Source organism: Mycolicibacterium hippocampi, assembly GCF_010723735.1.
GTDB lineage: Bacteria > Actinomycetota > Actinomycetes > Mycobacteriales > Mycobacteriaceae > Mycobacterium > Mycobacterium hippocampi.
In genome coordinates, this window is record NZ_BLLB01000002.1 from 4,576,591 (window position 1) to 4,603,365 (window position 26,775).

Below are 26,775 nucleotides of genomic sequence, written 5' to 3' on the forward strand. Positions count from 1 at the left end.
CACCGGTTACCGACACGTAAAGAAGCGTCGAAGTGCCAGTTCAGGCGCGTGAAGCCCGCTGACATGCGACAGATTTGTGGTTTTCGTCACGTTTTCGAGAACGTCGTTCTCTAAGATTGCGGTTACTCGTCAGTAGCTGCCGGCTAGCAGCCGCGGGGCGCCGGAACGGCCTCAGCCGAGTCGAACGACCCGACCTGACGCCGCTTCTCGAGCTCGCCGGCGACGAGGTCGCTGGCGAGTTCGGCCGCCCGTCGCGGATCCGATCCTGCTGCGCGGTTGGCCACATAGCATGCGGTGAACATGTCGCCGGCACCCGTGGTCTGCACATCGAGCACCCGCCACGCCGCGGGAACGCGCGTGACGTCGCCGTCGGTGTAGATGTGGCAGCCCTCGGAGCCGTAGGTCACCACGATCTCGGGCACCCCGAGCCGCCTGGCCACGTCCGCATCGAAGGGCCCGTCAGCGACGACGATGGCTTCGTCCTCCGCGAGCTTGAGGACGTCGAGGTGGTCCAGCAGGCCTGCGGGAAAGTGCCGATCCTCGACCAGCGGTCCCAGTCGGTCGGCACGCACCAGCCCCTGTCCGTCGTAGGCGACCCGGTGGCCGCGGTCGGAGAGCAGCTTCAGGGTTTCCGCCGGGAAATCGGTGCGCAGCAGCGGGGCCAAGTGCACCCAGGTGGTATCGGGATCGGCGGCCTCCACCTCGGCCTCACCCCAGATCGGACCGATCGCGTCGACCGACATGTGGCGATGATCGACGTCGTCGTAGTCCAGTCGGAAGGCGCTCGTCCGGTCGGAAGGCAGAACCCGGATCAGGCCGCCGAACCGTTCGAGCAGCGCATCGAAGAGGGAGTGGTCCTGCTCGGCGCCCATCGCGACGATTCGACCGGGCACGCCCGACGCCTCGAGCGCCACCCCGGCGAAGGACGCGCAACCACCGGGACTCCTGGGCGCACCGTCGATGACATCGATGGCCAGGTTGCCCAGCACGGTCACACCGTTGATGAACTCTTGCGGCACCGATCGATTCCCTGATCTACGTCGTCGGCGCGTTTTCGACACCGTGGGGCGAGATGTTATCGGTGAATGCCCGGTTTCGACGATTCTGCGGTCAGGCCGGCAGGTTGTGGGGGGTGATGACCTGGATGGGGACCGGCCGCGCCGACTCCGTCGGCAGAGCCCCGCGTTCCTGCAGAATCAGCCTCAGCGCGAACCTGGCATCGGCCCGCAGATCGTTGTGCAGCACCGCGGAGATGTGCCCGTCCCGCAGCAGTCGCCGGTTGTCGGCGTCGAGGTCGTGGGCGACGAACACCCGGCAGGGCCGCCCGATCCGCTCGAACGCCGCGACCGTCGCGACGTTTCCCCCGCCGACGGAGTACACAGCCTCCACCGCCGGGTGGCTCTCGAGCGCCTCGAGCACCAGCCGCTCGTTGGTCGCGTCGATGCCGTCGCTGTCGCTGACCTCGACTATTCCCCGGCCGGAACCACGCAGTCCCGACCGGAACCCGACTTCGCGCTCGCCCTCGCCGCGGAACACCGTCTGGCTCAACGTGATGAGGACATCGGCCGGAGCGGGCCCCAGCCACTGGTTCACCAGGTACGCGGCGGTCAGCCCGGCGCCGTGGTTGTCGATGCCGACGTAGCCGCACCGCGAGCTTGCGGGCACGTCGGTCGCATAAGTCACCACCGGCACCCCGGCGTCCACGAGTCGGTCGATCGCCTCGGCCACCTCGGGTTGGTCCTGGGCCTTGAGCACCACCCCGTGACTGCCGCGCAGCCGCCGCAACGCCTCGACCATCTGTGCGGTCGAACCCGACTCCCACAGATGGAACCGGGCCCGCAGCATCGCCGGGGCGAACGCGGGCAGTTCGGCTTCCACCGCTGCACGGAACGCATCGGAGAATCGTCGAGGGGTCTGCATGACGATGTCGATGAGGTACCGGCGCCCGTTGAGGCGCAGCTGCGCGCGCTGTTTGTCCAGGTCGGCAATGGCCTGGTGGACCTCTGCGACGGTGTTCTCCCGGACCCCGGGGCGGTTGTGCAGCACCCGGTCCACAGTGGCTTCACTCAGACCGGCCTGTTGGGCGATCTCGCGGACCTTGTACCGGTGCGACATTGCCCTGAGCCCTTTCTCCGCGAGCAGACACATAGTTGTGCTTTTTTGCCCCGAACAGCGGGACTTTGTGTCTGCTCGCGGCAAATCCGTGAGGTGTTTTTGATGGATTTATGCGGTTGATTGCGGTGCCGATCACAGCAAGACTAACTGCCATGGGAGCACCAGTGCGCGCGACGCCGGCACCGTGGCTGGACGAGTCCGACTTCGGCCTGGACGCGTTCCGCGCCGAGGTGGACCGCGACACCGAGTTCGGCGACTATCCGCTCGCCGACGAGGTCCGCAGCAACGTCCTCGTCTACACGGCGCGGTCCGTGGCGCAAAGCGACCGACGGGCGCTGCAGTCCGAGCTCATCCGGGCGCTCGCCGACGGCCCCGGGGTGGTCGTCTTCACCGGGGCATTCGATGCCGCTGTCGTCGATCGCGCCAACGAAGCGTTCTTCGCGCTGATCGAGGCGCAACGCGTCGACGGGGTGACCGCCGGCGATCATTTCGGCAAGCCGGGCGCCAACGACCGGATCTGGAACGCGGCTCAGAAGCTGGCGCTGCACAGCCCCGCGGTGTTCGCCGACTACTACGCCAACGACGTGCTCGCCGTGGTGTGCCAGGCGTGGCTGGGTCCGCGCTATCAGGTCACCTCGCAGGTCAACGTCGTCAACCCCGGCGGCGCAGCACAGGTGCCACACCGCGATTACCACCTCGGCTTCGTTCCCGAGGATCACCTCGCCGCCTACCCCGCGCATGTGCACCGCGCCTCACCGGTGCTGACGCTGCAGGGCGCGGTCGCCCACTGCGACATGCCCTTGGACAGCGGGCCGACGATGCTGCTGCCACACTCTCAGCGGTTCGCCGGGGGGTACATCGCGTTCAACCGGCCTGAGTTCGTCGACTTCTTCGCCCGCCGCCACGTGCAACTCCCGCTGCAGAAGGGTGACGCGGTGTTCTTCAACCCGGCGCTCTATCACGGTGCGGGCAGCAACATCTCACCCGGAATCCGGCGCATCGCGAACCTGCTGCAGATCTCGTCGCCGTTCGGGCGGGCGATGGAGGCGCTGGACCGCACCGCGATGGTGCGTGCCGTCTACCCGGCGCTGCGCGCGATGCAGACCGCCGGCCGGCCCTACCGCGAGGTGGAGAACGCCGTGGTCGCCACTGCGGAGGGTTACGCCTTCCCCACCAACCTGGACAGCGATCCACCGATCGGAAGCCTGGCACCTGCGAGCCAGGTGGACACCGTGCTGGGTGCGCTGGCCGACGACCTCACCCCAGAAGACCTCGCCCTCGCACTCGGCGACCAGAATGAACGGAGAATCCCATGACCACTCTCGGCCTCATCGGGCTCGGGCGGATCGGTGCGTTCCACACCGAGACGCTGACCAACCTGCCGGCAGTGTCCGGCTTGGTGATCACCGACGAACGGCTCGACGTCGTCAAGGAGGTGGCCGCGAAATACGGTGCCACACCGGTCAACTCGGTCGAAGAGCTGCTGTCCTCGGGAATCGACGGCGTGGTCGTCGCGGCGGCCACGCCTGCGCACGCGGAGTTGACCCTGGCCGCCGTCGAACGCGGGTTGCCGACGTTCTGTGAGAAGCCGATCGCAGCCAGTGCCGCAGAGAGCGCCCGGGTGGCCGAGGTGATCGCCCGCTCGGGTGTGCCCGTTCAGGTGGGCTACCAGCGTCGGTTCGACACCGCGTTCGCCGCCGTCAAACGTGCGGTCGACGACGGCACACTGGGCGCGCTGCACACCGTGCGCAGCACCACGATGGACCCCGCTCCGCCACCGATGGACTACATCAAGGGCTCCGGTGGCATCTTCCGCGACTGCGCGGTCCACGATTTCGACGTGGTGCGCTGGGTCACCGGGCAGAACGCCGTCGAGGTGTACGCCACCGGCAGCGTGCAGGGAGATCCGTTGTTCACCGAGTACGGCGACGTGGACACCGCCGCCATCGTGGTGCGTTTCGACGGCGGCGCGCTCGGGGTGGTGTCCGCGGCGCGGTACAACGGCCGTGGTTACGACTGCCGCCTCGAGGTCCACGGGTTCGACGACACGGTGGTCGCAGGTTGGGATCAGGGCGCTCCGGTGCGCAACGGTGACCCGCGCTTCTCCTCACCCGGCGACTTCCCGGCCGGTCCCCCGCACCACTTCTTCATGGACCGGTTCACCGACGCGTTCCGCGCAGAGCTCAGCGGATTCGTCGAAGTCGTTCGCGGAGGCCCGAATCTGGGCGCCACGGTAGCCGATGCGGTCGAGGTCGCGTGGATCGCCGAAGCCGCCACGGAGTCGCTGCGCCGGGGTGTCCCGGTATCGCTCGAGTCGGTTCGAAAGGAGACACAGAAGTGAAGATCGCAGGTGCACCGATCTCGTGGGGGGTGTGCGAGGTCCCCGGCTGGGGCCATCAACTGAACCCGGATCGGGTGCTGGCCGAGATGCGGGAGGTCGGCTTGGCGGCGACCGAGACGGGTCCCCAGGGGTTCCTGCCGTCACAGCCCGCGGAGTTGACGACGCTGTTGGGCACCTACGGGCTCAGCTGTGTCGGATCGTTCGTCCCGGTGGTTCTGCACGACGCGGCACACGATCCGGCGACCGACATCGCCGGGCCGATCGAGTCGCTGGTGGCCTCCGATGCCGATGTCCTCGTACTGGCCGCGGCGACGGGGTCGGACGGCTACGACTCGCGCCCGACGCTCGACGATGCGCAGTGGTCCACGCTGTTGGGCAATCTGGACCGGTTGGCCGAGATCGTCGCGGCGCGTGGCCTGACCGCGGTGCTGCATCCGCATGTCGGCACGATGGTGGAGAACCGCGCCGAAGTACAACGCGTACTGGACGGTTCGGCGATCCAGCTGTGCCTGGACACCGGGCATCTGCTGATCGGCGGGACAGACCCGGTGCAGTTGGCACGAGACGTGCCCGGCAGGATCTCACACGCCCACCTCAAGGACGTGAACGCGGCGATGGCCGCGCGGGTGCAGGCCGGTGAAATGACCTACACCGACGCCGTACGCGACGGCATCTACACGGCGCTGGGCAGCGGCGACGTCGACATCGCCGGGCTCGTCACAGCGCTGCGCGCCAACGGCTACGACGGCTGGTTCGTCATGGAACAGGACACCATCCTCGCCGGCGAACCCACCGGAGAGGGCCCGATCGGCGACGTGCGTGCGAGTGTGGCCTATCTACAGGACGTGTGCCGCGCGGTGGAGGTGTGAGCGAACGCCCAGCAGCACACCGACGGACCGGTGGCCTGCGGATCGGGGTGCTCGGCGCGTCCCGGATCGCCGAGTCGGCGATCGTCGGCCCTGCCCGGGATCTCGGCCACCGGCTGGTCGCGGTCGCCTCGCGGGATCCGTTGCGCGCCAAGGTGTTCGCCGACGCACACGGTGTCGAGCGGGTGCTGCAGTCATACCAGGATGTGGTCGACGACCCCGAGGTCGACATCATCTACAACCCGTTGGCCAACGGGTTGCACGCACCCTGGAACCTGGCCTCGGTGGCGGCAGGAAAGCCGGTGCTGACCGAGAAGCCGTTCGCCCGGAACCGCGAGCAGGCGCAGCGGGTGGCGGCGGCAGCCGAGGCGGTCGGGGTGCCGGTGCTGGAGGGCTTTCACTACCTGTTCCATCCGCTCACGCGTCGCGTCTTCGACCTCGCCCACGACGGTTCGCTCGGTGAGCTCACCCGCGTCGAGGTCCGGATGGAGATGCCGGCACCGCCGCCCGAGGATCCGCGGTGGTCGTTGGAGCTCGCCGGTGGCGCCCTGATGGATCTGGGGTGTTACGGCCTGCACGTCATGCGCCGGTTCGGCACACCGACGGTTGTCGGCGCCACGGCAGGGCATTGCGACCACGGCGGCCCCGATGTCGATGCATGGTGTGACGTGGAACTCGAACTGCCCGGTGGCGCCACCGGCCTGTCGGCCAATTCGATGCTGGCCGACGAGTACTCGTTCACCCTGCGGATCGTCGGGACTCGCGGGGATGTGCTGGCGCACAACTTCATCAAGCCGCAGGACGACGACAGGATCACCATCACCACCGAGACCGGGACGACCGTCGAGCACCTCGGCAGCCGGGCGACCTACACCTATCAGCTCGAAGCGTTCGCCGCCCACGTCGAGCACGGTGCCCCGCTACCGATCGACACCGCCGACGCCGTGGCCAACATGGCGCTCATCGACGACGCCTACCGGGCCGCGGGGTTGAGTCCCCGCTGAGCTTCAGGGCGGCGGCAGCAGCATCGTCTGCCACGTCCGGTCCCCCGACGCGCCGGGCGCCAGGTCCGCCTGGGTGTAGGTGCGGCCGTCGGGTCCGACGTAGCTACCGGTCGCGGGGTCGTATTCAGCAGCGGCCAACGCTGGTTCCGGGCCACCTCCCGGCGGAAGCTGCGGGACCGGCTGACCCGAGGTCGTCGCGTTCGGATCGCCCTTCCAGTTGAATCCGTCGTTGAGAGGTACGTAGAATTCTTCGCTCTCACACATGGCGGCCGTCGGAGCACGCTTGCCGGGTTTGGTGGCGCACGGGATATTGTGTGCGCCACGAACATTGAGCGGTGAATCCTGTGGAACCCGGCAGTACAGATCGCCCGGCGGGCGCTCGGGCGCATCCTCGAAGACCGCTGAACGTTGCTGCTGGGCGGGCAGAAAGCCGGTGGTGCAGGGCGGCGGCAGGTTGATGTTCAGGTTGAAGCTGAGGTACTGGCCCATGTAGTCCTGTTTGGTGGCGTGGTTCGCCACCAAACCCGCTTGCTCTGCCGACACGACGGCGGGGAACAGGACCAGGAGCTGTTCGATGTTCGCGCGGTAAGTCACCGCGACCTCGCCGACGCTGACCAGGTTGGCCAGCACCACAGGCAGCGTCGGCTGCACTCTGTCGAGGAGTTGGCGCACCGAATCGGCGGTCGCACCGCCGTCGGAGATCACCCGGGCAACGGTCTCATCGTGGGTCTGCAGTTGGGTGGTCACCGTCGCGACCTGCGATGCCCACGCTTCGATGGCCTCCGAGGTGCGCGTCTGCGAATCCAGGACCGGCTGCGACTGTTCGATCAGCGCGATCATCGGGTCGAGATTCTCACGGGCTTCGATCGCCAGATCCATTGAACTGTCCACGATCCGGGAAAGCTCAGGTCCGAGTCCGCCCACCGCCGTGTAGGACTCGTCGACGACGGTCTTGAGATTCTCGCGCGGCACCGCCTGCAGGCCGGCATTCGCGTCGGCGAGCAGGGTGTTCACGTCGGGCGGCACCGACGTGTCGGCGAGGGGGATGACATCGCCGTCCCGCAACGGCCGGGCGTCTGCGCTACGTGGCAGCAGAGCCACGTACTGCTCGCCGATCGCCGACTGGCTGTGCACCTCCGCCCGCAGGTCGGAGGGGACGTCGATGCCGGATTTCAGCGAGAGCACCGCCTCAACTCCGTCCGGGGTCAGCCGTACGTCGTCGACCCGGCCCACCTCGGTGCCTCGATACGTGACGTTGCCTCCGCTGTAGAGGCCTCCGGTCTGGGGCAACTGGACCACCACGGTGTAGCGGCCGACCCCGAAGAGCTTGGCCGGCAACTTCATGAAGTGCAGGCCCATCACACTGATCGCCACCACGGCGATGACCGTGAACAGCGCGAGCTGGATCTGCATTCGCCTGTCGAGCCGCATCTACGGCCCCTGATCCCAGCGGTACGGCACCGTCAACGGGTTCGCCCTGGTGTAGGGGCTCGGAAACTGGCCGATCGTGCGGCCCCACTGCAATTCGAGTGCGGTCAGGTCACCCTCCCACCGGGTTCCGGTGAACATTCCCGCGTCGATCCTGCTCAGCGTGAGGTCGGCGATCGCCGTCAGGTTGGCGTAGTCACCGCGCTGCCATTTCTCGATGGTCTCGTTGGGGAACGGAAAAGTCGGCAGCAGGGACAGCGCCCGCGTCATGCTCGGTCCCGCGTCGGCCAGCGACGCCAGCACCGGGCCCATGTCGTTGAGCTCCTCGACCAGGTTGTCCTTCGTCTTGTTGACGGTGTCGACGGTCAGCGCGCTGAATTTGCCGAACTGATCAGCGGTGTCGATGAGATCCTCCCGCTCGCCGTTGAGTACGGCCAGCGCGTCCGGGATGGTCGCCAAGGCGTGGTCGAGCACCGGCCGTTGGGCCGAGAACCGACCGACCAGATCGTTCAAACTCTCGGTGGCGGCGATGATGTCGTCGGTCTGACCGTTGACGTTGCGGGAGAAGGTCTCCAGCTGTCCGATCATGCTGCGCACGTCCTGCTCCCGGCCGCCGAATGCCGTGGAGAACGCCTCGGTGATGTCGTGCACCTGGCCGAGGCCACCCCCGTTGAGCACCATCGACAGCGCCGCCAGCGTCTGCTCCGTGCTCGGGAACGCCCCGCCATTCGACAGCGGGATGAGCGAGCCGTCACGCAGCCGCCCTTGCGGGGGCACCGCGGTGGGCGGTGACAGTTCCAGGTGCAAGGAACCCAGCAGGCTGGTCAGACCGAGTGTGACGACGGAGTTCTCAGGGAGGGCCACGTCACCGTCGAGTCGCATCGTCACCAATGCGTGCCAGCCCTGTCGCTCGATATCGGTCACAGTGCCGACGTTCACATCGGCGACACGGACCCGTGCATTCGGCTGGATGTTGTTGACGTCGGGTAGCTGAGCTTGGATCACGTACGAGCCGGGGCCGCCACCCGCGGTACCGGGCATCGGTAGCGAGTTCAGGCCCTGCCATTCCGAGCAGCCGGCCACCCCCGCGGCTACCGCGATCGACGCTGCGCCGGCCGTGACCCGGCGCCACCACGCGTTGCTCACAATCCACCTCCGTTGGCGGGCACCATCATTCCCTGCAGACCGGCATCCGGGTCGGTAGGAGGCGCGGCAGGGGGGACGAAGTCAGGCCGCATCCAGTCCTCGCTGTAGGTGACCTCGTTCGGTCTGGCCTGCGCGCCGACCAGCAGGTTCTCCCCGATCGGCGGGAAGTTGTACTGCCGGTTCTTGACGATGGGCGCCAGGTATTGAGCACACAGCTTCGCCGACTGCTCGGCGCCGTGGCGGGAGGCCGCCTGGATCGCGCCACAGATGAAGCTGATGGGATTGGCGAAGTTGTTCACGGCCAGCGCCCCGGTCAACGATCCGTTGGCCGGTTCGAAGATGTTGTGGAAGTTCGCCACTGTGCCGGGCGCGATGTGCAGTGTCTGCTTGAGGTCGTCGAGGCTGTCGACAAGCACGGTGCTGATGGACGCCAGCCGGTCGCTGGTGGTGCCGATCGCTTCGATGTTGTCGTCTGCGAAGTCCTTGACGTCGCCGATGACCCCGCCCAGATCCTGGACCGTCCGCGCCACCTTCTGCGGATCGTCGGCCACCAACGATGTCACCGCCGCCATGTTCTGGTTGAGCTGCTCGAGCAGGTCGGCGCTGTCGTGGAGCGCGGTCACCAGAGTCGACAGGTTTCGGAACGTGGTGAAGATGTCGTCGCTGTGATCGCCCAGCGTCGCCAGTGCCTGCGAGAGTCTGGTGACGGTCTCGCGGATATTCGCACCCTGCCCGCGGAGGTTGTCGGCGGCGGTGTTGATCACCGAGCCGAGCGTGCTGACGCCGCCCGGTTCGGTCGGCTGAAGCAGTCTTGTCAAGCGCTGCAGTTGAACTCGCACATCGTCCCATTCCACAGGCACCGCGGTGCGCTCCTGGCCGACGACCGTGCCCGTCGCCATCACCGGCCCCTCGGTGTAGACGGGTGTCAGTTGGATCGCCCGCCCCGTCACCAACTGCGGGGACAGGATCACCGCCTTTGCCTCGGCCGGGATGAGGTAGTCACCGTCCACCCAGAACGTGATCCTGGCGCGGGTCGGCTCCGGCACGATGCTGTCGACCCGGCCCACCGGCACGCCGAGGATGCGCACGTCGTCGCCGGCGAAGATGCCGTTGCTGTTCTCGAAGTACGCAGTCACCCAGGTTTTCTCACCATGATCGGCGGCCCGTGCCGCGACCAGGACCCCGGCAGCCAGGGTCAGCACCAGCATCGCGGCCAGGACCCTGCGCGCCCGCCGCAGCCGCCCGGTCATCGTGGCCCCACCGGTCCGGGCGCCGGGGGCCCCGGCGGCGCACCGCCGGGCGGCGGCGCGGGCAACGGTTCACGGTACGGGTAGCGCGGATCACCCGGCTTTCCGGTGATGGCGTCGGGCAGGTTCAGGTGAGGCTCGCCGCCCTGGCCGGTACGCGGGTAGGGCACCGGCAACGCCGGCGTACCGGGCTGGCCGGTTTGCGGATCGGTCAGCTGCGACGGCAGCAGCACATTCGGATCGAGCCCCAGATCGGAGAACGCGGCGTCGACGAACGGCTGCACGAACTGACCCGGCAGCAGATTGACCACGTAGGCCTTGAAGAACGGTCCGGACGACAAGGACTCGCCCAGCGACATCGCGTACTTGTTGAGCAGTTTGACCGCCTCCTGGAGGCGTTCTTTTCGGTTGTCGACGATGGTGAGCACGCCGTTGAGTTTGTCCAGGGCCGGCCGCAGCTGCTGGCGATTCTCGGCGATGAATGCCTTGAGCTGTTGTGCCGCACCGGAGATGTTCACCCAGATCTGATTGACCGCCTCGCTCTGTGTCCGCAGCTGGGCGAGCAACGCGTTGGTGTCGGAGATCAACCGGGCGATCTGATCGCTGCGATGGGCCAGCACGCCGGTGGCCCTGGCGGCGTTGTCCAACAGGTTGCGCAACTCGGAGTCGCGTTCATTGAGCGTCTGGGCGAATCGCGCCACACCCTGCACGGCGTCCCGTAGTTCGTCGGGGGTGTGGGCGAACGCCTCCGACACCGTGGCCAACGAGTCCGACAGTTGGTCGGTGTCCAGCCCGCTGATCGTGTCGGCGAGATCGCCCAGCGCATCGGGAAGCTGGTAGGGCGACACCGTCCGGCTCATCGGAATCGGACCTTCGAGCCGGCCACTGCCGTGAGGCATCACCGCGAGCATCTTGGTTCCGAGCAGACTTTTCGTCTTGATGCCCGCTTCTGTCGCCTCACCCATCCTGATGTTCTTGTCGACGGTGAAGCGCACCAGCACCACCGCTCCGTCGAGTTCGATACCCGAGACCCTGCCGGCCGGATGGCCCGAGACCTCGACGGTGGCGCCGGTGAAGAGTCCGCCCGCATCGGCGAAGTGGGCAGAGTAGGAGTTGACCTGGTTGACCAGGGGCAGGTTCTGGTACTGCAGGGCACCCGTGACGATTACCGCGACGCCCACCGCGCCGACGATCCCGATCACCAACGGGCTGCGCTCCGCGAAAGATTTCATTTCGGGGAGCACCTGCCAGAGTCCTGTCCGGCGATCTTCACGTACACCGGCTGACCGCCTTTACCGTTGAGCTTGAGCACGATCTCGCAGAGGTAGAAGCTGAAGAAGTCGCCGTACATGCCCTGGCGTCCCAGTGCCCGGTACTTGTCCGGCAATGTGTTCAGCAGATTGTCCAGATAGACGTGGTCGGCCATGGCGATCGCCGCGCTGCGATCGGTCTCGCGCACCACGCGCGAAAACGGTTGGCGCGACTGGGCGAGCAGATCGGTCACCGATCCCGCGGCCGCGTCGACATAGGCCACGCTGGTGGAGATGTCGACGCGGCGTTCGGCGAGCCCCGCCACCAGCTCCGACAGCGACGTCACCGCCAGGTCGAGGCGATCGGTCTGGCTGCCGAGCGACCCGAGCACCACGTTGAGGTTGTCGACGACCTGACCGATCAGCATGTCCCGGTCGGCCAGGGTGTTGGTCACTGCCGCCGCCTGTTGCAGAAACGAGCCGATGGTGGCCCCCTGGCCCTGGAGGGCCGAGATCAGTTGGCCGCTCAGCGCGTTCACCTGGTCGGTGTCGAGCGCTCGGAACAGCGGTCTGAAGCCTCCGATCACCGAATCCAGGTCCAGCGCGGGCTCGGTGCGTGTCGTCGGGATCGTCCCGCCGGGTGGCAGCGTGGCCAGCCCCGCGGCGCCCTCCTCCAGCGTCAGGTAGCGCCCGCCGATCACGTTGTCGTAGCGGATCGCCGCGCGGGTCCCGTCGGTGACGCTGACGCTGTCGTCGGTGGAGAACTCCACCCGAACCGTCGAATCGGCATTGAACGAGATGTCCTGGATGCTGCCCACTTCGACCCCGGCGATCCGCACCAGGTCGTCACTCTTGAGACCAGAGACGTTGCGGAACTCGGCGAAATAGCGCTTGCCGTCGCCGAACCGGAACTCGGCGAACACCGAGAGCAGTGCAAAGGTCGCGAACGCACACACAGTCAGGAAAACCACCAGACGCCATGCCGCGCCTTTGAAGTCGTCCTTCACGGTTTCTTCTCCTGTTCTCTGATCTGTGGTGTCACGGGGTGGGCGGCGTGGGTGTGGCGGGAGGCACTCCCGGGTACAGCGGTGTGCCACCCGGGCCGTACAGCGGCGCCCCGTACGGTGGCGCCCCCGGGTACGGGATCGGGCCGGGTGCCGGACCCGGCAGGCACTGCCTGATGCTCGGCGGCTGCGGATTGGCCCGGGTCACCGGGAGGTAGTTCGCCCAACAGGGATGGCCGATACCAGGATTGGGCCGAATGTCCAGGCCGGGTCCCCACCCCGTGTTCGCGACGAGCTGGCGCACCGGGAAGTTCTTGGTGGCGTCCGGCAGCGACCCGCAGCCCGGCCGACCCCCCGGCCCTCCCTTTGCCGCAATGACCGGCAGGTTCTCGGGATACTTGTAGGGGTCGTTACCGAACAGCAGACCGACGTCGAGCTGGATCGACCGGCCGTTGGCCCCACCCCAGACGTCGAAACCGCCGTTGTCGAGGAACCACGTCGCCCCTTGCAGAAAGCAGGTGTACACCGGGCTGTACTCGTGGAGCAGGCCGGTGGTCGGTTCCAGCACATCGACCAGATCGACGAAGCTGTCCTTGCTGGAACCGAGAAGCTCGGTTCCAGCCCTCGACAAGCCGATCGTGTTGAGCAGCAACGTATCCAGTTCGGAGGAATGATTGACAAGCGTCGTGCTCGTGGTGCTGGCTCCGTCGAGGATCGTGATGATGTCGGAGGCGACGGCTGCGTAGGTGTCGTTGAAGTTCTTGAACGAGCGCCAGTCCTCCCGGATGGTCTCGTTGCGCTCGTTGAGCGCGGTGAGGACGGTGTTCAGGTCCGTGGTGGCCTGCCCCATCCGCTCACCTTTGCCGCGGACACCGTCTGCCACCGCGGTCAGCACGGCGTTGAGCTTGGCGGGGTCGATCATCTGCAGCAGTTCGGACAAGTTGCCGAAGATGGTGTTGACCTCGGTGCTGACGTTGGTGGACCGCAGCACCGCACCGGCGGCCAGCCGGTCCGGGCTCGGGTCGGGCGGATAGACGAGGTCGACGAACTTGGCACCGAAGGCGGTGGTGGCCTGGATCTGCGCCCCCACATTGGCGGGGATGAATTGGATCTGGTCGGGGTAGAGGGCCAGTTCCAGGCTGGCCCGGGCGTCGCCGCCGGTGATGGTCCTGACCCGACCGACCTCGACGCCGCGCAATTTCACCTTGGCTCCGGTCTCCATCACCAGCCCGGAACGATCGGAGGTCAAAGTGACCGGCACATAGGAACGGAACGTGCCGTTGTAGATGCCGATGGTGACGAGCAGGAACGCGGCGACCATCACCAGGAGCATCGCGGTCCACCATGCGTTGTGGATTCGGGGTCCCCCCGAGCGCGGTCGCATGCTAACCCGCCAGGTTGAAGTTGCCCGACTGACCGTAGACGGCCAGCGAGATCATCACGATCTCCACCGCGGCGACGACCATCGAGGTACGTACCGCCCGTCCCACCGCTTCGCCGACGCCCGCGGGCCCGCCCGAGGCCGTGAACCCGTAGTACGTGTGGACCAGCATGATCACCACGGTCATCGCCACGCACTGGAAGAACGACCAGATGAGGTCGGTGGGGCTGAGGAACGTGCCGAAGTAGTGGTCGTAGACGCCGGAGCCTTGTCCGTAGATCACCGTCGTGCCGAAGCGGGCGGCCAGGAACGCCATCATCACCGCGACGCAGTACAGCGGGATGACGACGATCACGCCGGCCAGGACGCGGGTAGCGGCAAGGTATGTCACGGTGCGGATGCCGATCACCTCGAGCGCGTCGATCTCCTCGTTGATCCGCATGGCACCCAGTTGGGCGGTGGCCGCCGCCCCGATGGTGGCGGACAACGCCACCGATGTCGTCCCCGGCACGATCAGCCGCACGTTGAAGAACGCCGAGGCGAACCCGGTGAGCGCTTCGAATCCCACCGACGCCAACTGGTTGTATCCCTGCACCGCCACCAGGGCGCCCGTCGTCATGGTCAGGAAGCCCACGATCGCCACGGTGCCTCCGACCACGACGAGCGCTCCGCTGCCGAGGCCCATCTGGGCGATCAACCGCAGCAGCTCGGTCCGGTAGTGCAGGACCGCGTCCGGAATCGCCCCCAGCGTCTCGGCGTAGAAGCGCATCTGGCCGCCGATCCGGTTCCACCCCGTGGCGAAGTCGTCGACGGCGTTGTGCAGCCGCCCGTATGGTCTGCTCGGCGTACTGGTGCTCATCCGGTCACCTCACGAGACCGTGAACTGGATGCCGACCGCGGTCACGATCACGTTGATGGCGAACAGCACCATGAAGGTGAACACCACGGTCTCGTTGACGGCGTTGCCCACGCCGGCGGGGCCGCCCCCGACGTACACCCCCTTGTAGCAGGCGATCAGACCGGCGGCCAGTCCGAAAAGGGTTGCCTTGATCAGGGATACGATGACGTCTCCCGCACCGGTGAGCAGTGTCAGGCCCGAGATGAACGCTCCCGCAGACACATTCTGGATGTATACGCAGAAGAAGAACGCCCCGGCGAGTCCGACGATGATGACCGATGCGGACAGCGCGAGAGCCACGGTGGTAGCCGCCAGCACGCGCGGTACCACCAGTGCCTGGATCGGATTGATGCCCATCACCCGTAGCGCGTCGAGCTCGTCACGGATGGTACGCGCCCCCAGGTCGGCGCACATCGCCGTCGCACCCGCGCCGGAGACCACCAGCACGGTGACGATCGGCCCGATCTGGTTCACGGTCCCGATCGCCGCGCCGGTGCCGGAGAAGTCCGACGCGCCAAACTCATTGAGCAGGATGTTGAACGTGAAAACGAGAAGTACCGAATAGGGCATCGTCAGCATCAGTGCCGGTAGTACGGAGACTCTCGCCACGAACCAGGTCTGGATGACGTACTCGCGCCACGCGAACGGCCGTTGGAATATCAGCGTGAACGTGTCCAGCGACATCGCGAAGAAGCCGCCGAGCGCGCGGAGGGGTTTGGTCGCCGCCGGCGCGCTCATCACCGTGCCCACGCCGGCGGCCCGGCATCGGCGATTCTGGACCACGACGCTTGGGGGAATGCACCATCGTCGGCCGGCATAGCCGAGACGGTACCGACGTTTGCTGCCCGGGCGCTGCTACCAGAAATGGGTATAACTGTCTCCCGTACGAGGCAGCGAAGGCGCCACGCCGGCCGTGAAACCGGGTGCCGCACACTGGCGCCGAAACATCGGTGAGAGCTGCTCATGGTGACCATCCGGACGGGTTCGACGGGGTCGCTGACGCAGCCAGAGTACGCGTCGCTGTCCATTTATGTCTATAGGCGATATGCGATAAGTCGAGCAGACTCCGCTGTTTTCCCCATGTAGTTGGCTCCTGTAGGTCACAATGTATCTAGACGATACGACCAATCTGTCGTCGAGAAGGTGGTGGACATGCCCGCGCGGTACGCACCGTCTGGCAGGATCTCAGGCACGTGACCGGGACAAGGGAGATGGCGCAGTGGAGCCCACGGCCTCAGCGGTGAAGCGTAGGCCCAAGGACCGTAAGCAGCAGATCCTCGAACAGGCCGTTGCGCTGTTCATCGACCGTGGTTTCCATTCGGTGAAGCTGGAAGACATCGCCGAAGCATCCGGAGTCACCGCGCGGGCGCTCTATCGCCACTACGACAACAAGCAAGCACTGCTGGCCGCCGCCATTCGCACCGGACAGGAGCAGTACCAGAGTGCCCGTCTGCTCGCCCAGGGCGAGGCGGCATCGGCGCCGAGACCGCTGAGCGCCGAACTGGCGGACCTTGTCACCGCAGCGGTCGCATCGCGATCCCTGACAGTGCTCTGGCAACGCGAAGCGCGCTACCTCGACGAGGCCGAACGGGCGGAAGTGCGCCGCCGAATCCACGCCATCATCGCCGGTATCGAAGCCAGCCTGCGTCTCGACGTACCGGACCTGAGCCCGCGGCACTCCGAACTTCGGGCCTGGGCGGTCTCCAGCGTCATCACCAGTCTCGGCCGGCACAGCCTGACGTTGCCGAAGGACGAGCTTCACCAACTGCTCGTCGCTGCGTGTATGGCAGCGGCGTCCACTCCCCCCGACCAACCTCTGGAACCCGATCACGCGACGCCCAGCGCCGAGCGTGCCCTGTTCTCCCGACATGAGACCTTGCTCGCGGCCGGCGCGCGGCTGTTTCGCGCGCAGGGATACCCGGCGGTGAGCACCAGTGAGATAGGAAAGGGAGTCGGCATCGCCGGCCCCGGACTGTACCGGTCGTTCTCCTCCAAGCAGGCAATCCTCGACGCGCTCATCAGTCGTCTGGATGAGTGGTGCAGCCTTGTGTGCATCCGTGCCCTGCGGGCGGACAATGAAGCGGCCGAACGCCTTCGCGCGCTGGTCGCAGGCCGCGTCCGGATCTGCCTGGACGATCCTGATCTGGTGGCGGTGTCGGTCACCGAGTTGTCCTACGCGTCAGCCGAAGTCCGTGATCGGTACACCCGAAATCAGGCCGACCGCGATGGGGTGTGGATCGACCTGATCGGCAAGCTGGTACCGCAGACCGCCCCGGCCGAGGCCCGCCTGCTGGTGGCCGCGGCCAACAGTTTCATCGATGACGTCGTCCGGACCTGGCATCTCACCCGCTACGCAGGCGTCGCCGAGGAGATCACCGCTATCGTGTTGTCGATCCTCACCAGCCGCCGCTGACGAGTCACCCGGATGAGCGGCCTCACCACAGCGCCGCGACCGTTCCGCCGTCGGCCAGCTGGGCGGTCCCGTTGACCATCGCGGCGTCATCGGACAGTAGGAAAGCCACCACCGCGGCCATCTCGGCGGGCCCGGCCATCCGGCCCTGCAGACGCCCGATCATCGTGCCGGCGCCGCCCGCGCCGAGGGCCTGGTCGAACATCGTCATCGCGGCCTGTTGCATCGGAGTGTCGACGAACGCAGGCAGCAAGGCATTGGAGCGGATGTTCTCCGAACGGAGCTCGGCGGCGGTGATCCGACTGAGGTGGATGATCCCGGCCTTGGACATGCCGTAGGCGGCAGTACCGCCGGCGGCGACCAGCCCGCCCAGAGAGGATATGTTGACGATGGCGCCACCCCCGCGCTCGGCCATCCTGGGTGCGGCGTGCTTGGTGCACAGCCAGGCACCGCGCAGGTTGATGCCGATGACACGATCGAAGTCGTCGACGGTTGTCTCGGTCAGCGGCGCAAAGTGCACGACCCCGGCATTGGCCACGAGTTTGTCGACTCCACCGAACACACTGACGCACGCCTGCACCATGCGCACCACCTGCGGTTCGTCGCTCACGTCGACGGCGTGCCCGACAGCGCCGCCCCCGATCGCTGCGGCCGCGACATCGGCTGCGGCACCGTCGATGTCCGCGCACACCACCTTGCAGCCCTCGGCGGCGAGCCGCTCGGCGATCGCCAGTCCGATCCCGCCACCCGCCCCGGTGACGATCGCGGCCTTACCCGCCAGGTCTGGATATGTCATCGAACCACCTCCGTATCACGTTGCAGTTCCGGGATTCTCAGGCCGCAAGGCGACTCTCGCGGATGGCGCCGAACATCACCAGCCCGTATCCAGGCGCATCGTCGGCGAGCCTGACCGAGTACACACCCAGATCCCGCAGGATCCACGTCAGCGTGTCCAGCGCCGGCTCAGCGCCCGATACGTCGGGCTCGGCCAGCCCGCAAGCGTGCAGCGACCCGGTGGGACGCAGGTAGACGATGACGCCGCCGCCCTGAGCGCTCATCGTGGCGACGGCGTCGTCGAGCACCACTCCGCAGTGGCAGGTCGTCGAGCCGAACACGTCCCCGGTGAGGCACTCGCGGTGCACGTGCAGCGGTACCGGCTCGCCGGAGCCGACCGAGCCGATGAGCAGCACCAGATGCTCGGCACTCCCGTGGACATCTCGGAAGCCGATGACGCGGTGTATGCCACGACGTGTCGGCAGGGTGGTCTCTGCGAGCCGCACGATCTGGCGTTCGGTACGACGGCGGTAGCCGAGGAGTTCGGCGAGCGACACCACGGCCAGGCCGTGTTCCGCTGCGAAGTCGACCGATTCGGCACGGGAGGCGATTGTGGTGGGCAGATCACGGGACACGATCTCGCACAGTCCGGCGGCCTGCCGTCGCCCCGCCAGCCGGGCCAGGTCGATCGCGGCCTCGGCGACCCCCGGGATGCCCAACACCCCATCGGCGTCGGCCTGCACCGGGATCACGTGACCGGGACGGCTGAAGTCGCCCGGCCGGGCATCAGCGGATGCGAGTGCGGCAATCGTCCGGGCACGATCGGTCGCCGAGATCCCGGTGCCGGTGCCGCTGACATCCACCGCAACCCTCTGAGACGAGGTATCGGGACGATCGGGGTCCGACACGCACATCGGCGGTAGGTCGAGCCGCTCACACTCGGATCGCGGCAGCGCTGCGCGAACCAGACCGCTGGTGTGCCGCACGGTGAAGGCGAGCACCGCCGGGGTTGCGGCATCGGCGGCGAATACCAGGTGACCCTCGCTGCCGCACTCGGTATCGGCGATCACCACGACCGGACGGCCCTCCGCCACCGCATTGATCGCGCGACGGACCCGGATGTCGGTGGTCCTCATGTCGGTTCCTGCGCGACGACCGCCAGACGGCGGAACCGACTGCCGTGGAAAACCAGCGGCGGGGTGTCCGCGGCCACCCCCAGCGCGCAGATCTCCAGCAGGACGATCGTGTGATCACCGGCCGCCACCTCCGCATGGACCCGGCAGTCCCACCACGCACTAGCGCCGTCGATCAACACCGCACCGTTCGCGAGCTCACCCCACGACACCCCGGCGAACCGGTCACCGACCTTGCGCGACAGGCTGATCGCGGCGGCGGCGTGGTCTTCGGCGAGCACGCTGAGACCCAGCCGCCGCTGGTTTCGCAACCGCGGCCACGTCGTCGAACTGTTCTGCACCGAGATCGACGCCAGCGGCGGGTCGATCGAGACCGGGGTGAACGAACTGGCCGCCATCCCTACCGGTTCGCCGCCGATCACCGCACAGACCGCGGTGACCCCGGACGGGAAACAGCCGAACGCACGCCGCAGTTCGGCACTGTCAGCGGGACAGCGCTGGAGCTCCATCGACACAGCCATCTCCTATCCCACCCGACGCAGGAAGTCGAGAAGAAGCCGGTTGGTCTCCTCGGGGGCCTCCTGCTGGATCCAGTGGCCCACCTCGGGCACCATGTGGGTCCCCGAGTAGTTCGTCATCACCTCGGGTGCACGTTCGAGAGCTTCGGCCCCCCAGGTCGTACCGACGTCGTACTGTCCGCCGATGAACATCGCCGGCGGTGTGAGTGGCTTGCCTGCCTGGTCGGCGAGATCATGCCAGTCGTTGTCGATGTTGTGGTAGAAGCTCAGTGGACCGCCGAAACCGGAACGCTCGAATTCTGCTGTGTAGAAATCGAGATCGGCTTCGGAGAACCAGTTCGGCATCGTCGGGGGGTAGCTGAACGCATCCTTGAGCCGCGCGCCCTCGGCCATGCACAGCGGCCCGGCCCGGATGACATCGATCGGGTCCATCGCCTCCAGGTCGACTCCCGCGGCGACGGCTGCCTCGGACGCCGCAAGGACCCCACCACCGGAGACCGTGTACGTCAGGCCCCACAGCCATCCGCGCAGATCCTCTTCGATCTCGGCGATGATGCCGTCCTGCGCAGCGAAGTAGTCCTGGTACCAGACCCGCCCGGGTCCGGCCAGCACCCGGTGATAGTCGTTCGGGCGGTGTTCTCCGAACGGACTACCCGGCAGCCCGATCACGCCGCGGCCGGCGAAGGGCACGCTGATGCCGACCACCCCCGCGCACCGCTGCGGATGCAGCCATGCGAAGGTCCACGCCACCGGCGCACCCCAGTCGTGACCGACCACGACCGCCTGCTCGGCGCCGTAGGCGTCGATGACGCCGACGATGTCGCCCACCAGTTCTTTGATGCGGTAAGCCTCTTGGACTCGGTACTTCGAGGAGCGTCCGTATCCGCGCTGGTCGATCGCGACCACCCGGTAGCCGCCCGCTGCCAGTTCCGGGATCTGGTGCCGCCACGAGTACCAGGACTCCGGGAACCCGTGGACCAGCACGACCAGCGGGCCCTCCCCCTCTTCGACTGCGTGGATCCGGGTACCGCGGCAGTTCAGCATCCGATGGGTCTGTGACATCTTCGGCATCTGGCTCCTCTTCTCCTAGGGTGAGCGGGTCCCGACCAGGACGACTGGTGGTTTCTCAGTTCGCGCCAGGTGGTCGACGGGCGGCACGGCGCGATTCTCGTAGTTGCGCGCGATCAGGGTCTTGCGCCCCGAGAGCCTGGTCCTGGCCCATTTGCCCAGCACTTTCCCGGCGACCCTGGGGGTCATCAACGCCGCCGGCGGTTTGACCAGATGAACGACTGCCAGGAACTCGTTGTAGGCGCCGGCGTCGTCGTGCACCAGTTCCATGACCCGGTCCATATACCAGGTCAGCACCCGGAAATAGAAGGGACGCTTTCGCTCGACGTCCTGCAGCCAGTCGAACCGTAGATTCTGCTCACGGATCACGAACCACGCTGTGTCAGCCAACTTGCTGATCTTGCGGTAGTAGCGCCTCGGTAGCTCCGAGTGAACAGGACCGTACTTGGCAAGCAGAACCTGCATCTCGCGAACTTCCTTGAGCGCCAGAGTCATACCGAGGCCCGAAACGGGATCCGCGCTGGTGTAGGCGTCACCGACCGCCAGCAGGGCGCGCGGGAGACCACGCTTGTTCTCGTAGCGAAGCCGCAGCATGTTGGGATACCGGAAGTTGTAGATGGGTGACGCCGGCACCAAACCGTCGATGTTCTCACCCACCACCGCAGACGGCATGAAATCAGCGAACCGCCTGAACTCCTCTGCGGTGCGCGGCGGCGAATAGCAGTTGTAGGCAACAAGTGTGGTGGACAGAGTGCTGCGCGAGCTGTCGGTGTAGTACTGGGCGGCGTAGGTGTCCTCGTAGGGCCGGTACGCGTAGCAGATCATCATCACCTTGTCGTCCCACTGCCGGCCCGGCGGCACCCGGTGGTACATGGTGGAGTAGAAGCAGTTGATGATGTCCTGCTCGACTTCCGGCGCCCCCACGCCGATGCGATCGAGGAAATCCGGGATGTGAGTGTTCTTGCCCGATGCGTCCACCACGAATTCGGCTGGTATGACCTCGAGTTCACCGTGCCCGCGGTCGACTGCAACTCCGAGGACGGTGTTGCTGTCGCGATCGTGAACCAGGTCGGCCACCTCGGACTCGTAGTGGAAGGCGATGCGGGGTTCGTCGTCGAGCCGGCGACGGACGCACCATTCGAGCAGGGGGCGACCGGCGCAGACGATGTTGATGTCGCCGGTACCGGGTTTCTTCCAGGCGCCACCGAGCCGGATGCGGTACTGGGCCGCCATGTCGACATCGAAGGCGCCCTCGCGCACCATGTCGTCGACAATGCCGGGAAACAGTCGCTCCAACTCGATTCGGCCCGCGGTCAGAAGGTGATGCAGGTGCCAACCCTGGGCGGCGCCGGGCCTGCCTTCACGGCGCCGGTGCGGCTCGTCCTTCTCGAGGACGACGACCCGTTCGAAGGTGTCGCTGAGCACCTTGGCCGCGGCGATGCCGGCAATGCTGCCGCCGACCACCACCGCGGTCCCACGGCCCCGCTGCCGTGTGTCGGCCAGGTCGAGCTTCGAATAGTCCAGGTGCGGCAGGTTGCGCCGGCGGGCCGCCCCACTGGGGACGAATTTTTCGTAGTACAGACCGACACCGTGGGCGCCGTGCTCGTCGAGCCATCTGCGGGTGGCCTCGATCATGGGTCCTGGACCGCACAGATAGACGTCGGCGTCGCCATCGAACATGCCCGGCTCGAGGAGGTCGGTCACCGACCCCACGGCGCCGTCCCATCTGGGATCGGGCCGAGCGACGATGAGGTGCACCTGCAGACCGCTGATGCGGTTGTCCAGCTCCTCGAGTTCCCGTCGCTTGCAGAGATCCTCGACGTCGGTCACCCCGTAGAGCAGGTGCACCGGCTGCCCCGTCTCGGTATCGAGGCTCTGGGCCATGGCCAGGATCGCCGACAACCCGGTGCCTCCGGCCACCAGGACCACCGGCCGCACCACCGGGCGTAGGTGGAAGCTGCCCTTGCTGCACCGCAGAGCGATGCGATCACCCGGTGCGGCCCTGTCCCGCAGGTATTCCGACATCGTCCCTTCGGGCAGCAGTCGGATGATGAACTCCAGTTCCGTGCAGCCGTCTGCAGGGTGGGCATAGGAGTAGTTCCGCCAGACGTCGGTGCCGGGAACACGCAGCTGTGCGAACTGCCCCGGCTGATAGTCGATCGCACCCATCTCGGAAATGTCGATGCGCAGCAACGCCGTCGACGGGGAGATCCGGTCGACTCCGGTGACCGTCCCGTGGCCGGCTACCAGCTTCGCCGCGTTGTCGTCGGCCGGGTACTGCAGGTCGACCCGGCAGTCGGTGCTCGGGAGCGTCTGGCAGGTCAGTACCTTGCCTGCGGCGCGCTCGACATCGGAGAGCCCTTCGGTACGGCCCATCTCGTAGTCGCCCGACGAACAGGTGGCCACGCAGGTGCCGCAGATCCCGCTCTGGCACTCGTTGACTATTGCGATGCCGTGTTCCTCGGCCGCTTCCAGAATCGTCTGCTCCGGTTGCACCGGCATCGTCTTGCACGTCCCGTCGGAGTATCCGACGGTGACCTGGCGAACCACCACAGGTTCAGCTCCTTCGTTGGCGGGTGACTAGACGATGGCGAGGTGGGGCTTCTTGGCCAGGCGTGCGTTGAGACGGGGCATGACCTCTTCGGCGAGCAGTCGCATCGACTCTTTCCACGGGCCCGGGTCGTCGCGGTAGTCGAACCCCAGGATCAACAGGTGTCCGAAGCCGCCGACCTGGTCGTAGGTGGCTTCGAGCTTGTCCACCACCGTCTCGACCGAACCGACCACAAATGTGTTCTCGGCGAGGTACTCGGGGGTCACGTCATCGTCGGGCACCGACGGGTTGTGCTTGTAGAACTTGGTCATGCCGAACATGCGGAAGGTCGGCAGCACGTACTCACGCATGTTGCGGCCCATCATGCCGTCGACGGCATAGCGGAACGCCTGTTCGTCCGTTTCGGCGACGACGACCTCGCGGACCAGGCGCCAATCGCGGCGATCCGGAGTGCGGCCGCTGCGAGCGGCGCCCTCGAGCACCGCATCCCAGTGCGTCGCAACGTAGTCGGTGTTGAGGTCGAGGCTCATGGGAAGGTAGCCCCGCTCACCGGCGAGCTTCAGCGTTTCCGAGCCCGCGCTGAAGCCGGTGACCCCGATCGGAGGGTGCGGCGCCTGGAACGGCTTTATGTGCCGCCTCATCAGACCCTCGAACATCGGCGCGATGCCGTTGACGTTCCAGTACTTCCCTCGGAACTCCCACGGCTGGTCCTCGGTCCAGACCTTCAGCATGATCTCGAGAGCTTCCCGGGTCATCTCGCGGTGCTCACCGTTCTGCCCGTCGACGTCGAACAGAGCCCAGTCACCCGGGATGCCACTGGCGCCTACGCCCAGCATGAACCGCCCCTGGGCGAGGTGGTCGAAGTAGGCAACGCGGTGGGCCAGTTCCACGGGGTGGTGGTAGGGCAGCAGATGGGCGCCCGGGGCGAGCTTGATCGACTTGGTACGCAGCAGCGCCTGAGCCAGCAGCAGGTCCGGAGCGCAGATCGGTTCCCACGGCACCGTGAAGTGCTCACCGACCCAGGCTTCGACGTAGCCCAATTGGTCAGCGAGCTCGATGATTTCGAGGTCCCACTGAGTTGCGTCGTACAGACTCCGCTCCGGCGGGTGCGCCGGCATGAGAAATATCCCGATCTCCATCTTCAACCTTCCTCGGTCATGGCCCACAGCCCGAACATCGCGGCGGCGACCCGGGATCTCCGGCGCCTGCGGATGCGATGTACACCACAGTACTAACAAGATACATCGTCGAACGCAAGAGCCAGTTGTCTTGGCAATTTAACTTCGAATGCGATTTCAGCTCGCGTATCGGCTATGGACATTATGGGATGTGACCCCGTAACCTCCTGGAGGTCGGACCCACCGTGGGCATTACGGCGCCGCTGCGGCCCGCCGGACCGCCCGAGGACACCGCAACCGTCGCGTTCATCGGCCGTGCGGTTTTCACTCATGAAGGGAGTACTGCGTTGCAGGACTTCGACTGCCAGTTCGAATTCGTCGGCTACGAGCTCGTGGAGCGGGGACGCGTCGCGGTCATCACTCTCGATCGGCCCAAACAGCGCAATGCCCAGAACCGCGGCATGCTCGTCGAGCTGGGTGTGGCGTTCGAACGGGCCGAGATCGACGACACCGTCCGCGTCGTGGTACTGCGCGGGGCGGGCCCGTCGTTCTCGGCAGGACACGACCTGGGCTCCTCCGACGACGTCCGCGAACGCGCGCCGGGTCCGGGCCAGCACCCCACGTACGGGTGCGACGGCGGCACGTTGGGGGGTGTGGAGTCCCGGCACCGCCAGGAGTGGCACTACTTCTTCGAGAACACCCGGCGATGGCGCAATCTGCGCAAGATCACGATCGCCGAAGTGCATGGGATGGTGTTGTCGGCCGGTCTGATGCTCGCGTGGTGCTGTGATCTCATCGTGGCCGGCGAGGACACCGTGTTCGCCGATGTCGTGGGAACCCGACTGGGCATGTGCGGTGTGGAGTTCTTCGGTCACCCGTGGGAGTTCGGGCCCCGCAAGGCCAAGGAGCTGCTGCTCACCGGGGACGCGCTGGGCGCCGACGAAGCACATGCGCTCGGCATGGTGAGCAAGGTCTTCCCTGACGACCAGTTATCGGACTGTACAGTCGAATTCGCAACTCGCATAGCCAAATTGCCCACGGCAACCGCCCTGTTCATCAAGGAGTCGGTGAACCAGACGGTCGATGCCATGGGATTCTCCACCGCGCTGGATGCCTGTTTCTCGATCCACCAGCTCAACCACGCGTACTGGGCCGAGATCACCGGCGACCGGCTGGGCATCGGCACCGTCGAGCACGGACTGGAGGACTGGCGGCTCGCGCCGGAGATTCTGCCCGCAGGCAAGAACCAACCCTGACCGGAGGAAACCGCAGTGGACGCCGACTACCCGCCACAAGCCGAGGCATTCCGCGATCGCATCCGCGCGTTCCTCGCCGAACACCTGCCGCCGGACTGGTCCGGCGGCGGTGCGCTCACACCTGCAGAGCGCGGGACGGTCGCGCGCAGATGGCGCCAGTCGTTGGCCGAAGCGGGCCTGGTCGCGGTCTCCTGGCCCGAACAGTACGGCGGTGCAGGACTTTCCGTTCTCGAGCAGGTGGTACTGGACGAGGAGTTCGCCCGCGCCGGCGCGCCCGAACGTGCCGAGAACGACCTGCTGGGAATCCAGCTGCTCGGAAACACCCTGATCGCGCTGGGCACCGAGGAGCAGAAGAGGCATTTCCTGCCGCGCATCCTGTCCGCCGAGGACCGCTGGTGCCAGGGGTTCTCCGAGCCCGAAGCAGGCTCGGACCTGGCTTCCGTGCGGACCTCGGCCACCCTCGAAGATGACGAATGGGTGCTCAACGGCCAGAAGACCTGGACGTCGGCCGGCCCCACCGCGAACTGGATATTCGTGCTGGCCCGCACCGATCCGGATGCGCCGAAACACAAAGGGCTTTCGCTGCTGCTGGTGCCTATCGCTCAACCGGGCGTCGTCGTCCGGCCGATCGTCAACGCCGCCGGGCACGCGTCCTTCAGCGAGGTGTTCTTCACCGATGCCCGCACCCGGGAGACGAACGTGGTCGGCCGGGTCGGCCAAGGATGGCCTGCCGCCATGTCGGTGCTCGGCTTCGAGCGTGCCTCGCAGGTCACCACGGCGGCGATCAACTTCGGTCGCGACTGGGATCGGTTGTGGGCGCTCGCGCGTGACCGGGGCCTGCACACTGATGCGCACATCCGCGATGGGTTGGCCTGGTGTTATTCGCGCGTCCAGCTGATGCGCTACCAGGGGTACCGGGGGCTGACATCGCTGCTGTCCGGGCACCAGCCGGGCCGCGAGGCGGCGATCAGCAAGGTCATCTGGAGTGAGTACTTCCGGCGATACACCGAGTTGGCCGTCGAAATCCTCGGCCTCGAGGCCCTCGGTCCCATGGGGCCGGGCAATGGAGAGGCATTGATAGTGCCGGAGCCCGGGACGCCGAACTCGGCGGCGTGCTGGATGGACGAGCTGCTCTATGCGCGGGCCTCGACCATCTACGCCGGCAGTTCGCAGATCCAGCGCAACGTGATCGGCGAGCAACTGCTCGGGCTACCCAAAGAACCCGTAGGCCGCATCCCCGAGCTGGCCGGACACGGGCGGCACTGAC

23 protein-coding genes are annotated in these 26,775 nt (G+C 66.7%); 7 read left to right on the plus strand and 16 right to left on the minus strand.

All coding sequences use genetic code 11. The features are described from left to right. Positions 1–143: 143 nt before the first annotated feature. Both G6N53_RS22995 and G6N53_RS23000 read right to left on the minus strand, forming a co-directional pair. The gene (locus tag G6N53_RS22995; RefSeq protein ID WP_163896275.1) at positions 144–995 is read right to left on the minus strand and encodes a PfkB family carbohydrate kinase; all 852 of its coding nucleotides are present in this window, start codon (positions 993–995) and stop codon (positions 144–146) included. Positions 996–1,110: 115 nt separating this feature from the next. Next, complete coding sequence (locus G6N53_RS23000; protein ID WP_163892619.1) at positions 1,111–2,115, minus strand: LacI family DNA-binding transcriptional regulator; 1,005 nt, start codon at positions 2,113–2,115, stop codon at positions 1,111–1,113. Between the two features lie 152 nt (positions 2,116–2,267). Between G6N53_RS23000 and G6N53_RS23005 the strand changes: the two genes are divergently transcribed. The 4 genes from G6N53_RS23005 to G6N53_RS23020 are packed head-to-tail and all read left to right on the plus strand — an operon-like array spanning position 2,268 to position 6,326. Next, complete coding sequence (locus G6N53_RS23005) at positions 2,268–3,431, plus strand: phytanoyl-CoA dioxygenase family protein (RefSeq protein ID WP_205390440.1); 1,164 nt, start codon at positions 2,268–2,270, stop codon at positions 3,429–3,431. After that, positions 3,428–4,456, plus strand: coding sequence for a Gfo/Idh/MocA family protein (locus G6N53_RS23010; RefSeq protein WP_163892625.1), 1,029 nt, complete (start codon positions 3,428–3,430; stop codon positions 4,454–4,456). Before G6N53_RS23005 ends, G6N53_RS23010 begins: the two co-directional genes overlap by 4 nt. Next, a complete protein-coding gene (locus G6N53_RS23015) occupies positions 4,453–5,325 on the plus strand; it encodes a sugar phosphate isomerase/epimerase family protein (protein ID WP_163892628.1) in 873 nt (290 codons plus the stop codon). The genes G6N53_RS23010 and G6N53_RS23015 overlap by 4 nt, the downstream gene beginning before the upstream one ends. Continuing rightward, entirely contained in the window at positions 5,322–6,326 is a 1,005-nt protein-coding gene (locus G6N53_RS23020) for a Gfo/Idh/MocA family protein (protein ID WP_237166618.1), read from the plus strand. Before G6N53_RS23015 ends, G6N53_RS23020 begins: the two co-directional genes overlap by 4 nt. A 3-nt stretch (positions 6,327–6,329) precedes the next feature. On the opposite strand, the gene G6N53_RS23025 is transcribed toward G6N53_RS23020, so the two are convergent. Genes G6N53_RS23025 through G6N53_RS23060 form a run of 8 tightly spaced genes read right to left on the minus strand, consistent with a single transcriptional unit; the run spans position 6,330 to position 15,418 of the window. Next, entirely contained in the window at positions 6,330–7,757 is a 1,428-nt protein-coding gene (locus tag G6N53_RS23025) for an MCE family protein (RefSeq protein ID WP_163892631.1), read from the minus strand. Continuing rightward, positions 7,758–8,900, minus strand: a complete 1,143-nt coding sequence (locus G6N53_RS23030; protein ID WP_163892634.1) for an MCE family protein — start codon at positions 8,898–8,900, stop codon at positions 7,758–7,760. Further along, complete coding sequence (locus G6N53_RS23035) at positions 8,897–10,150, minus strand: MCE family protein (RefSeq protein WP_163892637.1); 1,254 nt, start codon at positions 10,148–10,150, stop codon at positions 8,897–8,899. The genes G6N53_RS23030 and G6N53_RS23035 overlap by 4 nt, the downstream gene beginning before the upstream one ends. Further along, complete coding sequence (locus G6N53_RS23040) at positions 10,147–11,379, minus strand: MCE family protein (RefSeq protein ID WP_163892640.1); 1,233 nt, start codon at positions 11,377–11,379, stop codon at positions 10,147–10,149. Before G6N53_RS23040 ends, G6N53_RS23035 begins: the two co-directional genes overlap by 4 nt. Then, on the minus strand, positions 11,376–12,404 hold the full coding sequence (locus G6N53_RS23045) for an MCE family protein (RefSeq protein WP_163892643.1): 1,029 nt from the start codon (positions 12,402–12,404) through the stop codon (positions 11,376–11,378). The genes G6N53_RS23040 and G6N53_RS23045 overlap by 4 nt, the downstream gene beginning before the upstream one ends. A 31-nt stretch (positions 12,405–12,435) precedes the next feature. Further along, on the minus strand, positions 12,436–13,785 hold the full coding sequence (locus G6N53_RS23050; RefSeq protein WP_163892647.1) for an MCE family protein: 1,350 nt from the start codon (positions 13,783–13,785) through the stop codon (positions 12,436–12,438). A 1-nt stretch (position 13,786) separates the two neighbouring features. Next, positions 13,787–14,641 carry an ABC transporter permease gene (locus G6N53_RS23055; protein WP_163892650.1) on the minus strand — a complete coding sequence of 285 codons (855 nt, stop codon included), beginning with the start codon at positions 14,639–14,641 and terminating at the stop codon, positions 13,787–13,789. Positions 14,642–14,650: 9 nt separating this feature from the next. Next, positions 14,651–15,418, minus strand: a complete 768-nt coding sequence (locus G6N53_RS23060; RefSeq protein WP_275999385.1) for an MlaE family ABC transporter permease — start codon at positions 15,416–15,418, stop codon at positions 14,651–14,653. A 481-nt stretch (positions 15,419–15,899) separates the two neighbouring features. Here G6N53_RS23060 and G6N53_RS23065 point away from each other — a divergent pair, with 481 nt between their 5' ends. After that, positions 15,900–17,093 carry a TetR/AcrR family transcriptional regulator gene (locus G6N53_RS23065; RefSeq protein WP_237166619.1) on the plus strand — a complete coding sequence of 398 codons (1,194 nt, stop codon included), beginning with the start codon at positions 15,900–15,902 and terminating at the stop codon, positions 17,091–17,093. 22 nt (positions 17,094–17,115) lie between these two features. Here the strand turns inward: G6N53_RS23065 and G6N53_RS23070 are convergent, their stop codons facing one another. Genes G6N53_RS23070 through G6N53_RS23095 form a run of 6 tightly spaced genes read right to left on the minus strand, consistent with a single transcriptional unit; the run spans position 17,116 to position 24,273 of the window. After that, positions 17,116–17,886, minus strand: coding sequence for an SDR family oxidoreductase (locus G6N53_RS23070; RefSeq protein WP_163892657.1), 771 nt, complete (start codon positions 17,884–17,886; stop codon positions 17,116–17,118). A gap of 37 nt (positions 17,887–17,923) precedes the next feature. Continuing rightward, positions 17,924–19,000: a 3,4-dihydroxy-2-butanone-4-phosphate synthase gene (locus G6N53_RS23075; protein ID WP_163892660.1), complete on the minus strand. Its 1,077-nt coding sequence runs from the start codon at positions 18,998–19,000 to the stop codon at positions 17,924–17,926. After that, on the minus strand, positions 18,997–19,518 hold the full coding sequence (locus G6N53_RS23080; protein WP_237166620.1) for a flavin reductase family protein: 522 nt from the start codon (positions 19,516–19,518) through the stop codon (positions 18,997–18,999). The genes G6N53_RS23075 and G6N53_RS23080 overlap by 4 nt, the downstream gene beginning before the upstream one ends. Positions 19,519–19,521: 3 nt before the next feature. Beyond that, on the minus strand, positions 19,522–20,577 hold the full coding sequence (locus G6N53_RS23085; protein ID WP_163896280.1) for an alpha/beta fold hydrolase: 1,056 nt from the start codon (positions 20,575–20,577) through the stop codon (positions 19,522–19,524). Positions 20,578–20,601: 24 nt separating this feature from the next. Beyond that, entirely contained in the window at positions 20,602–23,136 is a 2,535-nt protein-coding gene (locus G6N53_RS23090; protein WP_163892664.1) for an FAD-binding oxidoreductase, read from the minus strand. A gap of 27 nt (positions 23,137–23,163) precedes the next feature. Further along, positions 23,164–24,273 (minus strand): LLM class flavin-dependent oxidoreductase, encoded by a 1,110-nt coding sequence (locus G6N53_RS23095; protein WP_163892667.1) that lies wholly within the window; start codon positions 24,271–24,273, stop codon positions 23,164–23,166. A gap of 326 nt (positions 24,274–24,599) precedes the next feature. On the opposite strand from G6N53_RS23095, the gene G6N53_RS23100 reads away from it, so the two are divergent. Beyond that, positions 24,600–25,508: an enoyl-CoA hydratase gene (locus tag G6N53_RS23100; protein WP_275999391.1), complete on the plus strand. Its 909-nt coding sequence runs from the start codon at positions 24,600–24,602 to the stop codon at positions 25,506–25,508. A gap of 15 nt (positions 25,509–25,523) precedes the next feature. Then, on the plus strand, positions 25,524–26,774 hold the full coding sequence (locus G6N53_RS23105) for an acyl-CoA dehydrogenase (protein WP_163892670.1): 1,251 nt from the start codon (positions 25,524–25,526) through the stop codon (positions 26,772–26,774). Position 26,775: the final 1 nt, after the last annotated feature.